Raw genomic sequence first — 13411 nt, 5'->3', positions numbered from 1 at the left:
CCTCTTATCGTTAAAGATTTATTTTAAATAAAAACATAAAATTCAGCAAAGATTTTAACCTTCTGGTATATTTCACTATGAAATACCACATATAATGTTGCGAATTGTCTGAATTTAACAACATACAATTTATTTAAAAAATAGTTGTAAAATGCTATTAGGAGGTGATATTTTGCTGGACAAAATTAAAATAAACGAACTAATAGATATTGTTGGAAGTTCAAACGTTTTGACAGATCCAAGTGAACTTATGCTTTACTCATATGATGCTACTCAATTGCATAGAGTTCCTGATCTGGTTGTAATTGTACATAGTGCTGAAGATATTGCAAAGATAATAAAATTTGCTAGAAAGAACAATATAAACGTTTATCCAAGAGGTTCAGGGACAAATCTTAGCGGTGGTTCAATTCCAGCTGATGGCGGTATAGTTATAGAATTAAACAGATTGAACAGAATTATAGATATAGATATTGAAAATAGAATAGCTATAGTTGAGCCGGGCGTGATAGCTGCTACTCTTGACTCTGAAGTCGCAAAAAAAGGACTCTTTTATCCTCCTGATCCTGGAAGTCTTGCAGTTGCTACTATTGGAGGATGTGTTTCTGAAGGTGCAGGAGGTCTTAGGGCACTAAAATATGGTACTACAAAGGATTATATTATAGGTTTGGAGGTAGTTCTTCCTAATGGAGATATTATAACAACAGGAAATTTTTCCTCGTTAAGAAGCTCTCCTGGATTTGACTTAACTCATTTATTCGTTGGTTCGGAGGGGACGCTTGGGATAATAACTAAGATTGCTGTAAAGCTTATTTATCCTGCAAAAACAAAAAAAACTCTCTTGGTATTATACGACAGCGTAGTTAAAGCTGGAACTGCAGTAGCAAAGATTATAGAAAATAAGATTATTCCATCTACAATGGAATTTTTAGACAAGATAACTATTAATGCAGTAGAAGACTTTAAAAAAATTGGCCTTCCGAGAGATATTGAGGCACTTTTACTTATAGAGGTTGATGGAGAACCAGAAGATGTAGAAACCTCAGCAAAAATTCTAGAAAAAGTATGTATGGACGTAGGCGCAAGGTCGATTTCTGTTGCTAAAAATGATACTGAAAGAATGGAACTTATGGAAGCAAGAAGGGCTGCCTTGCCAGTCCTTGCGAGGCTTAAGCCTACTACTATATTAGAGGATGCTACTGTTCCAAGAAGTAAGGTTCCTCAGATGCTTGAAAAAATTCACGATGTTCAGGACAGGTATAATTTGATGATAGGAAGTTTTGGCCATGCTGGGGATGGAAATCTTCACCCGACAATTCTGGTTGATAGAAGAAATAAAGAAGAGATGAAAAAAGTTGATATGGCTATTAAAGAAATATTTAATTATTGTATAGAACTAGGAGGGACCTTGACAGGTGAACATGGAATAGGCATAGTGAAAGCGCCTTTTATGGAAAAGGAATTTAAAAAAGAGGGGCTTAGCTTTTTTAGAGATATAAAGAAAGCGCTTGATCCGGATAACAAATTAAACCCAAACAAGATTGTATGTACTAAGGAGGTTCACCTTGACTACATCTAATGTTAATTCTTTGCCTCTAATAGAAGGATATTATGAAGAACAAATAATTAGGTGTATGAAATGTGGAATGTGTCAGAGTACATGCCCTGTCTATTATGAAGATTCTCTTGAGACAGGTTGCGCAAGAGGCAAGCTTGCCCTCTCAGAAGCTTTGTTGCACGGCAAACTCGAACCCAATCATAAAATTGAAATGATTTTTAACAAGTGCTTGCTTTGTCACGCATGTGCTCAAGCCTGTCCAGTAGGACTTTCTCCCGATAAGGTCTTTGCTGCTGCACGTGCTGAGATGGTAAAGAGATATGATATGCCTTGGATTAAATCTATAATATACAGAAAGCTTTTGGGTGAAGGGAAGCTTTCTTCTTTAACTGGTGTTCTCTCTCTTGCAAATAGGTTAAAACTTTTTAGTCTTGCAAGGTCTTTGTCAATACCGAAAATGTTAGGGAAGAGCGTTGAAAGACTCTCTTTTGTGGATTTGCCAGACATTCCTTCGAGATCTTTTATGGACAGATTCCCTGAGATACTTGAGCCGAAGAGTAAAGTCATAGGAGATGTTGGATATTTTGTGGGTTGTGCCCAAAACAGTGTATTCCAGGATGTTGCTGAGGCTTCAGTAAACGTTCTTCTTTCTTTGGGTTATAGAGTAATAATCCCAAAAGATCAGGGATGTTGTGGTTTTCCTCACTATGGCGCAGGGGATTTTGAAACTCTGAAACAAAAGATAGTGCAAAATTCAAGTGCTTTTAAAAAATACAAATTAGATGCAATCATAATTTCTTGTGCTACAGGAGGGTCTGGTTTGAAAGATGTTTATCCTGAGATGACAAAAGAAGATAATATAAACACTCTTGGTGCAAAGGTCTATGATATATCTGAATTTTTGGCTGAGAAACATCTTGACGATTTGAAAAAGATGATGCCAAAGAATATAAAGGAAAAGGAAAAGGTAACTTATCACGATGCCTGCCATTTGAACAGACTTCAGGGAGTATTTAATCAACCTAGAGAACTTTTGAACATAATGCCTTCTTATGAATTTGTAGAAATGGAAAACTCCACAAAGTGTTGTGGTGAAGGAGGAGGATTTACAGTCTATTATCAAGATATTTCTACCAGCGTAGCCAACAGAAAGAGAGAAACTATAAAAAATACTGGGGCAAAGGTTGTGGCTCTTGGATGTCCTGGCTGTAGGGCACAAATTTCAGGTGCTCTTAAACAAGAAAGATTAAATATTGATACAAAACATACAGTTTGTCTTTTGTGGGACGAGATCAAAAAAGGCAAAGGGCAATGAACTTTGATGTGTTTTGACCAGCTTTATTAGAGAAAGGAGTGAAAATACTTGGTAGAGACTGAAAAGATAGAAAAAAATTTGTTTGATAAAAATATGCCTTTCAACGATGAAACGCCTTACTCTGTAATTTATCCTGAAAATAACAAGGATGTGCTTGAAGCTCTTCTTTGGGCAAATAAGGAGAAGATAAAAGTTATTCCGAGAGGTTCAATGAGTAGTTTGTCTGGTGGTAGTAAGGCTGTAAAGGACTCATTAGTTATTGATTTCTCCAAAATGAATAAAATTATTGAAATGGATACTCATGACTTAGTACTTACTGTGGAACCTGGAACCAAGCTAAAAGATATTTATTCTGAGGTTGAAGGATCTGGTTTTTATTTTCCAATTGATTCTTTTTCTTCTTATAATGGAACTGCTGGTGGGGCAGCAGGAGAAAATTATCAGGGCATGAGATTTGCAAAATATTCAGATACAAGGCTTAACACGATGCAAATTGAAGTTGTCAATCCTGTTCACGGTATCGTTACGCTTGGGGGGAAAACTGTTAAAAACGTTTCCGGATATGACGCAAAAATAGCTTGGATTGGTAGCGAGGGTACCTTAGGGATATTTACTAAGTTAATGTACAAACTTCTCCCGTTACCTGAGAAAAGATCAATAATAATTTTGCCTTTCGAATCAGTTGATGAATTTTTCAGTTTTAAAAGAGAATTTGATTCTTTGAAGGTATTTGCTAGTGCGCTTGATTTTATGAGCAACAAAATTGCGAATTATATTCTTAAAGTTGATTCAAAATACTCAGCGTTTATTTTAATAGAGGGAAGAGAATTGGAGGTAGAAAGACTAAAGCAAGAGATTTTAAAATTTGGCAAGTCAAGTGAGGCACAAATATTTGAAGGAAAAGATTTTACTTTTATGTATGAAAACAGACTAAGCATGGGAAGTAGGTCATTAAATGACAAACTTTTTGCTGATGACGTTACGCTTCCAATTAAATCTTGCCCAAGTTTTTTGAAATATTTGGAAGGAAAAAATTATGATTTTTTGCTTCACGCTCAGGATGGGGGAATGCTTGTTTTTAGGGAACGAATTCCATTAGCAAATGATGAAATCTATAAGATAGTTTTGGATCAAAAAGGCTCATTAATTGCAGAAAGACAGCTAGGAATACAACCAAAGAGAAAATTGTTTCTTGAAAAATCAGGCAAAGTTTATGTGGAACTAATGAACTCTTTGAAAAAGTCAGTAGATCCTAATTTTATTCTTTCTCCTGATAGGTACGTTTTCTAGTTGGGGTTTTATAAATATATTCGTTGGTACTAAAAATTTATGGAGGCGATGTGTATAAAATGGACAGATTGGATATGTTTTTTAAGCCAAGATCTATTGCAATAATTGGTGCATCAAGCGAAGAAAAAAAATTAGGCTATGCGGTATTAAAAAACGTAATTGATGGTGGATATAAAGGAAATATTTATCCAATTAACCCTAAGGCTGATTATATTTTGGGTTACAAGTGTTATAAAAGCGTTTTAGATATCCCAGATGATTTAGATCTTGTTGTGTTTGTTATTCCTTCAAAATTTGTTAATCCTGTTATGAGAGAGTGTGCTCAAAAAGGTGTAAAAGGGGCCATAGTTATTACAGCTGGATTTAAAGAGACAGGTTTAGAAGGTGCAAAGCTAGAAAGAGAATTAAAAGAAATAGTTAAATCAAATAACATCAGGCTTGTTGGTCCAAATGTTTTAGGCTTAATTGATACGCATAATAGCATTAACGCTTCATTTGCTTCATTTATGCCAAAGAAAGGCAATATTGGTTTCATATCACAGTCTGGTGCTTTTGCTACTGCAATTATGGACTGGGCTGCTGCTAACGATATTGGGTTTTCAAAATTTATTAGTATTGGGAACAAGGCTGATGTGAATGAAATAGATCTTTTGGAAGTTCTAAAGGATGATAATGATACAGATGTAATATTAATGTACTTAGAAAGCATCGATAATGGAAGAGCCTTTATGGATATAGCATATAAAACGTCTAAAGTAAAACCTATAATAGTTCTAAAATCAGGTACTACAGCTGCTGGAGCAAAGGCTGCAACAAGCCATACTGGTTCTCTTGCTGGTTCTGATCAGGCTTATACTTCTGCTTTTAAGCAGTGCGGTGTTATAAGGGCATCTACGGTAGAAGATCTGTTTGACCTTGCTATTGGTTTTGCATATCAACCACTTTTAAACGGAAATAATATTGCTATTATTACTAATGCTGGTGGGCCTGGTATTATGGCATCTGATGCTATTGAGAATTTTGGATTGAGACTTGCAACTCTCTCGAACGATACAGTAGAAGAATTGAGGAAAAACCTTCCTTCTGCTGCTGCAGTTTATAATCCTGTAGATGTGCTTGGTGATGCCCTTGCCGATAGATATGAATTTGCTCTTAGCAAAGTTTTGAGAGATGAGAATGTTGATGGGGCTATGGTAATACTCACTCCTCAGGTTTATACTCAGGTAAATGAAACTGCTGAAAGTATTGTTAAGGCTAAAGACCCTAAAAAACCAATTTTTTCAATATTTATGGGTGGAAAAACAATATCAGCTGCAACAAAATACTTAATGGAAAATAGCGTGCCAAATTACTCGTTTCCAGAAAGGGCAGGATTTGTTTTCAAATCTATGCACGACAGAAGAATCTGGTTGAATAAACCTGAGCCTGTATATAGGAAGTTTGATACGAAGTTTGAACTGGCTGAAAAGTCTTTGAGATCAGAAGATAGAAGCAGAAGACCAAGTTTGGGTGACTGGGAAGTAAGAGAGGTATTTGAGGGATATGGTTTTACTCTCCCAAAAACGCTTCTTGCAACTACTAGTCTTGAAGCAAGTGACTTTGCCGAGGAATTAGGTTTTCCTGTAGTTATGAAAATAGCATCTCCTGACATTTTGCATAAGACTGACGTAGGCGGAGTAAAGGTAGGTCTTAGAAATAAAGATGAAGTAATTAGAGCCTTTGATGATATTATGATATCTGTTAGAAGATATTTCCCCGATGCTGAAATATGGGGTGTATCAGTTCAACAAATGCTCCCTCCTGGCAAAGATGTAATAATAGGTTCTGTTAAAGATCCTCAATTTGGACATATGATTATGTTCGGTCTTGGGGGTATCTATGTAGAAGTCCTAAAAGACGTTTCCTTTAGAATAGTTCCTGTTTCTGAGAGTGACGCAATGAATATGATTAGGGAAATTAAGTCCTTTAAACTGCTTTCGGGCGCAAGAGGTGAAAAGGGCGTTGATCAAAATGCGATTGTTGATGCTATACTAAGAGTATCAAATCTGGTTACCGATTTCCCGGAAATTGTAGAATTGGACATCAATCCATTGAGGGTGTTTGAAGAGGGAGCGGTAGCGATTGATATGAGATTAACCGTTGGAGGTGGGACAGAATGAAAGGGCTTTACTTTGTATCACCAGAATCGTTTGTGGGAAAGAGCACAGTGCTTTTGGGAGTTGGAAGAAATTTCCAAACTCAGGGGAAGAAGATTTCGTATTTTAAGCCTCTTGGAAATCTCCCAACAAGAGAAGAGGGTTTGTTGACAGACGAGGATGCCGTTTCTGCTCGTAAGGCATTGGGTTTAAAAGATCCTCTTGATGAAATGGTGCCTGTTGTAATGACGCCTGATTTAGCTGTCCTGTTTCTAAAATCTCAGGTGACAGACATTACAAAACAGGTAAAGGAAAACTATGAAAAACTTTCAAGCAAAAACGACGTCATTCTCGTAGAGGGAGTAGGTAACTTTACAGAGGGCAAGATGTATAACCTTGCTCCAAAAGATGTAGCCGAACTGCTAGATCTAAAGGTAATAGTAGTTGCAAGGTGCGAAACAGACATTCTTGCAGATCACATTCTTGAAGCGAAAGAGATCTTTAAAGACAGACTTATAGGCTTTGTTGTAACAGGTGGAACACAAGCTTGTAGAGAATATCATCACAGACTCTTGATCCCATATCTGACGGGTAAGGGCATTAATTTCCTTGGAGCAATTCCTCAGGATGAAACTTTGAAGTCTATCAGCATCCGTGAGTTGGTCGAGGTATTAAATGGTGAAATACTTTGTCAGGAAGACAAACTTGATGAACTAGTTGAGAGATTTCTTGTTGGTGCTATGAGTGTAGATAACGCTCTTAGGTACTTTAGACGAGTAATAAATAAGGCTGTTATAACTGGTGGAGATAGGTCAGATATTCAAATGGCTGCTTTGGAAACGCCTACTAAAGTACTTATTTTAACAGGAAACTTTTACCCAAGCAATGTCGTTTTAGCTAAAGCTGAGGATGCAGGTGTTCCTATTGTTCTTGTAAAGCAAGATACTCTTACTGTAGTTGAGCTCGTAGAGAGAGTTTTTGGTAGAGCTCGCATCAGAGAAGAGAAAAAGATCCAGAGGGCAACTACTATGGTAGAGGAGTTTGTGGACTTAAAAGCTATTAGTAAAGCCCTTGATTTATAATCATACACATTAAAAACCCCGTGAATTTAATTTCGCGGGGTTTTTAGTTATTTTACTTTAGTTTTTTGGCGTTAAATTAAATTCTATTCCTACTGAATTTCCCAATTCTTTTAGTTCTTTTACTACGTTTTCACCTAAAGGAGTTCCTTCTTTTATATTTTCTGATTCTCTAATATATTCAATTTCTCCTGGCATAAATATTTCTTTTGTACCCTCAGCTTTGGGAGATTCTTTAATTGTCTTGATAAAATCTGTTATTCTTTCATTGAATTCATCTATATCTATAAAGGCTTCTAATTTTACAGCCATCATAAAGAATCCTAAGTTTTGAGGTTTTTCTGGTTCTTTATAAAGTTCTCCTGTATGAATGAGATAACCTGCACCACTTAATACTGAGCTTAAAATATCGCCTATTACAGCCAATCCGTAACCTTTATGGGCCCCAAATGGAAGCAAGGCGCCTTTTAAAGCTTCATTTGGGTCATCGGTAGGGATTCCTCTTTCGTCAACAGCCCAAGTAAGAGGTATTTTCTCATTGTTTAACTGTGCTATTTTTATCCTTCCTCTAGATGTTACCGAGGAGGCCATGTCTAGAATTATTGGGTGAAATTGTCCTCCTGGAAATCCAAAGGCAATTGGGTTAGTGCCAAGGATCGCCTTTCTGCCACCAAAGGGAGCGAGGAGAGGGGATGTGTTTGTAGTAGCTATACCAAACATATTTTTATTTAATGCCATTTCAAGGTAATGAGCAACTATTCCAAAATGGTTGCCATTTCGAACTGATGAAATGCCAACAGAAGTTTGGTTTGCTTTTTCAATGGCTTTTGACATGGCAAATTGTCCTGCTACCTGGCCCATTGCACTGTCAGCATCAATTAAAGAAGTTGCTGAAGTTTCTTTTAGGATCTTAAAGTTTGGTTTTGGGTTTATACCGCCCTTTTTTATTCTTTCAACATAAATAGGTAACCTTGCCAGACCATGTGTTTCAATTCCTCTCAGATCCGCTTTGACAAGGATTGTAGCTGTAGTTTTTGCATCTGATTCAGGCATGGATGTTTTTTTTAATACTTGTGTTGCCCATTCTACAAGTTCTTTTTGATCAAATCTGATTTTCAAATTTCTCCTCCTCCTAAAATTAAATTGATGTACAAAGATAATTGTTTATTTGACATCATTATATTATAATAGCCGTGTTTAAAAAACTTAAGAATTGGAGATATCTTGACTAGAAGGAATTTTTTAACTTTTTTAGCTTTGTCTGGTTTCTCTCTTGTTTCTGGTTGTTCTGCAGTGAACCTTCCTAGGGACAGCCTTGTTTTGTCTTTAGGAAGCGATCCTGTAACCCTTAATCCTATACTTGCTTCTGATTCAGCCTCTTTTTCTGTTATAGATTTTCTTTTCAATGGAATTATAAGGGTTGATGAAGATCAAAAGATCCGACCAGATTTAGCTGAGAGTATAAAAATTTTAAATAATGGCTTGGTGTACAGAATTGTTTTGAGAAAGGATGTTTATTTTCACGACGGTGTTAGATTGACAGCTGATGATGTCGTTTTTACGTATGAAAAAATTCTTGATCCAAAAACAAATACTGTTAGAAGATCTGACATGATTGTAGATAATGTGCCTATAAAAATTATAAAGGTTGATGATTTTACTGTTGATTTTGTCTTGCCAGGGGTTTTTTCGCCATTTATGTCTAATCTAGGAATAGGGATATTACCCAAGCATATATTGGAAAATCAGGACATAAATATATCTGATTTTAATAGAATGCCAATTGGAACGGGTCCTTTTGTTATGAAAAAATGGCAGGTTGCTGACAGAATATTGCTTGAGCCTAATAAAAGATATTATAGGGGAAAACCACTATTAAATTCTTTAATTATGAAAATAATTCCTGATAGTAACTCACAAGTTTTTTCTTATGAAACAGGTGAAATAGATATGGTTGATCTCAGACCAAAGGATGTGGCTTGGATAAAAGAAGATCCAACTAGTACAGTTGTTTCTTATCCTATAAAGGCTTATACTTATTTTGGGTTTAACCTGAAAAATAGTTTGTTTGAAGACAGAAACGTTAGACTTGCAATTAGTCATTCAATTGATAAAGATGCTCTTGTAAAAGCGGTGTTGATGGGTTATGGAGGAGCGCTTAACTATCCAACATGTCCGCTTGATTGGTCTTATCCTGAAGGGATATGGTATCCGGAATATAATCCTGAAAAGGCGGATGAAATTCTTGATAGTACTGGCTGGAAAAGAGGTCCTGATGGATTAAGGTATAAAAATAACCAACTATTTAGATTTACCTGTCTTATAAGACAGGGCAGTAAAGACAGAGAGATGGCTGGAGTTATTATTCAACAATACCTTGAAAAAAGAGGAATAAAGATGGATTTGGTTACTTTAGAGTGGAGCAGCCTTTTACAAAGATTGACTTCAGAAAAAAAGGATTTTGATGCCACAATAATGGGCTGGGGTCTGGGTCTTGATCCGGATCCATATGGGATATGGTATTCAAAAGAGTATCCTAATGGGTTTAATCTAAATGGTTATAATAATCCAGAAGTAGATAGATTAATTATATTGGGCAGGCAAACAATTGATCAGGAAGAAAGAAAGAAGATTTATAGAAGAGTATATGAGATTATAGTTCAAGATCAACCGTATGTATTTCTTTGGTACCCAAAAAGTATTGTGGCTTATAGAAATTGGGTAAAGGGACTCTCTAAACCAGGTCCTTCCGGGCTTATTGTTTATCCAGAGAGAATATATGTTGAAAGGATTAAAGTTTAGATTTTGAAGTAATAAAATAGGTGTGATAGAATTTACTTTATAAAAATAAAAATTCCGGGAGGATAGATGAAATTTTTGAGACTTTTAATATTTTTGTGTATCCTTTGCGTGTCAACATTTATTTTTACTTCTTACGACTTTGTGTTGAATACCAATGTGCCAGCCAGAGCGGAAAGCGATCAATTTGTTTTTTATAAGGTTTATAAAGTTTGGTTTTCTGATGGCACTTTTGTTAAAATTGAGGCGAGAAGAGCCTGGATGGTAGATTGGGATTTAAGCGTTTCTGGTGTAAATATTGGCACTATTGAAGGAGATATTACTAAAGAAAAGGTCGCTGATTTCGCAAAGAATTATTTTGAAAAAGATATCACCAAGATAACTGGTGGATAATCGACAGAAACCTATTCCACCAGATCCAATAGTCGTCGCCAGCAACAACTGTTCCTGTCTTTATCGTGGGCATTGTGGGTAGACCAAATTCTTCGTCCAATTTTATAGCCTTGAAAGAGTTCTCAAGCTGTAAATTTTTTGTAGACTCTTTAGCGATATTTAAAAGATCATTGTCAATTTTATAAGCCAGATTTTCATATAGGTTTTGTGTGTATTCGTTGAAGTGACCTGGCAGGGCATATTTGGAACAACTATCTAATTATTAAAATTAATATTATGTAAATAAAAACTTGTTTATTTCTTCTCTGTCCAATTGAAAGACATTGAAGCTCTGATCTTTGTCAGAAAGAACTATTTCAATTTCTTTTCCCTTTTCATCGTTGAACGATGCTGTAATTTTAGCATAGAAAATGCTTTCTTCTTCACTTACTGCCTCTTTCAAAGGTAAAAGATAGCTTCCTTTGTCATTTTTTGGCATAAAGTAAGTGATTCCAAGCTTATTTGCGTAATCTTGAATCATTTGGTTTTCTCTTTCGCATCGGCCAGTTATTAGGAGATTATTGTATTTCTCAACAAAAAGTACTCTTGAATTTTTTATGAGTTTACAAAAATCTGCTGTTAACATGTCTAGCTCAATTAATTTCTTAATCTTGTTTCCAAATTGTTTTTCTGTAAGGATGCAGCCTCCAGCTGGTGCCGGATATCTTTTTATGTTTAAAAGGTTTGCAAGTTCCTTTTGTCTCTTTCGCGATCTTCCTGAGATGTCTTCAAGAAGTTCCCTATTTACAATTTTAGACCTTTCGATACTGGTTTCTGGTAAGAGTTTAGCTGAAAGTGGTCTTAGCACTAAATCTGAGTAATTATTTGCAACTAATTTTAAACTTTTTTTATTTTGTGACATTGGTCTTTCGCCTACGACCTCTCCGGTTATAACAAATGATGCGCCAAAATGCTTAAGCAATTTTATGCTTTCCTCGATCATTAATTTATGGCAATCTATGCAAGGGTTAAGAGACCTTCCGAAACCGTATTTTGGATTCTTTAATATTTTAAAAAACTGATCAGTAATATCAAAAAATATTGGATTTTTTAATCCTGCTTCTCTTGCATATAATTTAACTTTTTCATCAGATTCGAAAAAGGGGGTAGTAAACTTTATTGGAATGACATCAATATTTTGATCCTGTATAATTCTCCCTGCAACTAGGGAGTCTAAACCTCCTGAAAAAAGAAGTAATGCCCTATGCATTGAATAGATTTTCTACTGAAAGATATCTTTCTCCCGTATCTGGAAGTATAGCGACTATTGGTTTTTCAATGTTAAGTTTTAAAGATGCGGCCACGCTTGCTCCTGATGATATACCTACGAAAAGGCCCTCTTTTTTTGCTAAATATCTGGTCATTTCGTATGCTTCTTCATCTGATATGCATATAATGTCGTCTACGACATTAGGATTGTATATGCCAGGGACAAAGCCAGGTGCTATACCTTGAATTTTGTGAGGTGCACTGATGCCTTTTTTAATTGTTGGACTTAACTCTGGTTCTACCCCTATTATTTTTATTTCTTTATTTATTGATTTTATGAAGTTTCCAATGCCCGTTATAGTGCCTGCACTTCCTATTGGGCAAACGATCGCCCCAATTTCTCCTTTCATATCTCTATATATTTCGGGAGCAGTACTAATATAGTGTGCCATAGCGTTAGATGGGTTGTTAAACTGATCAACATAGAATGCATTGGTTGATTTTGCAAACTCCTTTGCAGCTATCACAGAACCAGAAATACCTTCATCTTTTGGAGTAAGAATCAGCTGAGTGCCAAATGCCTTTAAGATCTTTTTTCTCTCTTCGCTCATGTGTTCTGGGAGATAAATTCTTAGCTTGATATCCTTAACTGCACAAACAAAAGCAAGTCCTATTCCTGTATTTCCGGACGTAGCTTCTACTACTGTGGTTTCAGAGGTAATTTTTCCTTCTTTGATCGCTGTTTCTATCATATTTAGGGCTGCTCTGTCTTTTATTGAACCCATAGGATTTTTTGCTTCCCATTTTCCAAATATATTTTTATCGCTAAAACTACTGAGCTTTATTAAAGGAGTATTTCCGACATTATCTAATATGCTCAATTTTCACACCGTCCTCTAAAATTATAACCGGGATAATTTTGTTAACCATTATAGCAGCGTTTATTATAGTTGATTTTCCAATATTTACAATAGGTTTGATTGAGTGATGCGAGTGTCCGTGTATTGCAAGAGGGATATTAAATTCTAATATTATTTTCTCAACCTTGTCACTTCCCAATAATTCTAAACTTTCTTCGTTTTCTCCTTCCAATGTTCTGTATGTTGGAGCGTAGTGACTTACATAAACTATTCTGTTAGTTTGCTTTTTTAGACTTTCAATTATAGATCGTATTTCACCTAACTTTCTTTCGTAAATTCCTTCTGCATCTTTCATATGCTTTTTCTGCCAGGCAGTAGGTTGTGCCAAAATACCTCTTGTAAAGAAAAATGTCCATTCAGGATTTCCTAATTTTATAAAATCTGTATCTAAATAAATAGGATACTTAAGCTTTTTTAATTTTGGCTCAGTGTTGAAATACTCTTCATTTCCAAAACACGTAAAAAATGGTACAAATTTGTTAAACTTATGGACAATTGTTGAAGTTAAGCTATTAATAGCCAGACTTGCCCCCTTGTATATCAAATCTCCTGCTCCAATTATAAGATCAACATCATTGTCTAACGTTTCTAATTTTTTCTTTAACATCCATAAATATTGAGGAGTGTGAACGTCGCTTATTGCAATAACCTTCATTATTTTCTTTTTAATAAGT

Annotated in this window: 11 protein-coding genes; 7 read left to right on the top strand and 4 right to left on the bottom strand. The window is 35.5% G+C overall.

Annotated elements, in window-relative coordinates; genetic code table 11:
* Positions 1 to 172 precede the first annotated feature (172 nt).
* The 5 genes from THENA_RS07320 to THENA_RS07300 are packed head-to-tail and all read left to right on the top strand — an operon-like array spanning position 173 to position 7380.
* Positions 173 to 1579 (top strand): FAD-binding oxidoreductase, encoded by a 1407-nt coding sequence (locus THENA_RS07320; protein WP_013756765.1) that lies wholly within the window; start codon positions 173 to 175, stop codon positions 1577 to 1579.
* The gene (locus THENA_RS07315) at positions 1566 to 2873 is read left to right on the top strand and encodes a (Fe-S)-binding protein (RefSeq protein ID WP_013756764.1); all 1308 of its coding nucleotides are present in this window, start codon (positions 1566 to 1568) and stop codon (positions 2871 to 2873) included. Before THENA_RS07320 ends, THENA_RS07315 begins: the two co-directional genes overlap by 14 nt.
* 48 nt (positions 2874 to 2921) lie before the next feature.
* A complete protein-coding gene (locus tag THENA_RS07310) occupies positions 2922 to 4163 on the top strand; it encodes an FAD-binding oxidoreductase (protein ID WP_013756763.1) in 1242 nt (413 codons plus the stop codon).
* Between the two features lie 59 nt (positions 4164 to 4222).
* Positions 4223 to 6322 carry an acetate--CoA ligase alpha subunit gene (acs, locus tag THENA_RS07305; RefSeq protein WP_041438613.1) on the top strand — a complete coding sequence of 700 codons (2100 nt, stop codon included), beginning with the start codon at positions 4223 to 4225 and terminating at the stop codon, positions 6320 to 6322.
* Positions 6319 to 7380 carry a phosphotransacetylase family protein gene (locus tag THENA_RS07300; RefSeq protein WP_013756761.1) on the top strand — a complete coding sequence of 354 codons (1062 nt, stop codon included), beginning with the start codon at positions 6319 to 6321 and terminating at the stop codon, positions 7378 to 7380. Before acs ends, THENA_RS07300 begins: the two co-directional genes overlap by 4 nt.
* A gap of 57 nt (positions 7381 to 7437) precedes the next feature.
* On the opposite strand, the gene THENA_RS07295 is transcribed toward THENA_RS07300, so the two are convergent.
* The gene (locus THENA_RS07295) at positions 7438 to 8496 is read right to left on the bottom strand and encodes an Ldh family oxidoreductase (RefSeq protein WP_013756760.1); all 1059 of its coding nucleotides are present in this window, start codon (positions 8494 to 8496) and stop codon (positions 7438 to 7440) included.
* Between the two features lie 105 nt (positions 8497 to 8601).
* Between THENA_RS07295 and THENA_RS07290 the strand changes: the two genes are divergently transcribed.
* Both THENA_RS07290 and THENA_RS07285 read left to right on the top strand, forming a co-directional pair.
* The gene (locus tag THENA_RS07290; RefSeq protein WP_013756759.1) at positions 8602 to 10179 is read left to right on the top strand and encodes a peptide-binding protein; all 1578 of its coding nucleotides are present in this window, start codon (positions 8602 to 8604) and stop codon (positions 10177 to 10179) included.
* A gap of 66 nt (positions 10180 to 10245) precedes the next feature.
* The gene (locus THENA_RS07285) at positions 10246 to 10569 is read left to right on the top strand and encodes a hypothetical protein (RefSeq protein ID WP_013756758.1); all 324 of its coding nucleotides are present in this window, start codon (positions 10246 to 10248) and stop codon (positions 10567 to 10569) included.
* Positions 10570 to 10843: 274 nt separating this feature from the next.
* Here THENA_RS07285 and THENA_RS07280 read toward each other — a convergent pair whose 3' ends face one another.
* Genes THENA_RS07280 through THENA_RS07270 form a run of 3 tightly spaced genes read right to left on the bottom strand, consistent with a single transcriptional unit; the run spans position 10844 to position 13392 of the window.
* Entirely contained in the window at positions 10844 to 11818 is a 975-nt protein-coding gene (locus THENA_RS07280) for an adenine nucleotide alpha hydrolase family protein (RefSeq protein WP_013756757.1), read from the bottom strand.
* A complete protein-coding gene (locus tag THENA_RS07275) occupies positions 11811 to 12698 on the bottom strand; it encodes a PLP-dependent cysteine synthase family protein (RefSeq protein ID WP_013756756.1) in 888 nt (295 codons plus the stop codon). The genes THENA_RS07280 and THENA_RS07275 overlap by 8 nt, the downstream gene beginning before the upstream one ends.
* On the bottom strand, positions 12682 to 13392 hold the full coding sequence (locus THENA_RS07270) for a metallophosphoesterase family protein (protein ID WP_013756755.1): 711 nt from the start codon (positions 13390 to 13392) through the stop codon (positions 12682 to 12684). The genes THENA_RS07275 and THENA_RS07270 overlap by 17 nt, the downstream gene beginning before the upstream one ends.
* Positions 13393 to 13411 lie beyond the last annotated feature (19 nt).

The organism is Thermodesulfobium narugense DSM 14796, assembly GCF_000212395.1.
GTDB lineage: Bacteria > Thermodesulfobiota > Thermodesulfobiia > Thermodesulfobiales > Thermodesulfobiaceae > Thermodesulfobium > Thermodesulfobium narugense.
Note: the sequence above shows the minus strand (reverse complement) of the source record. Positions and strands in the feature narration are given on the sequence as shown.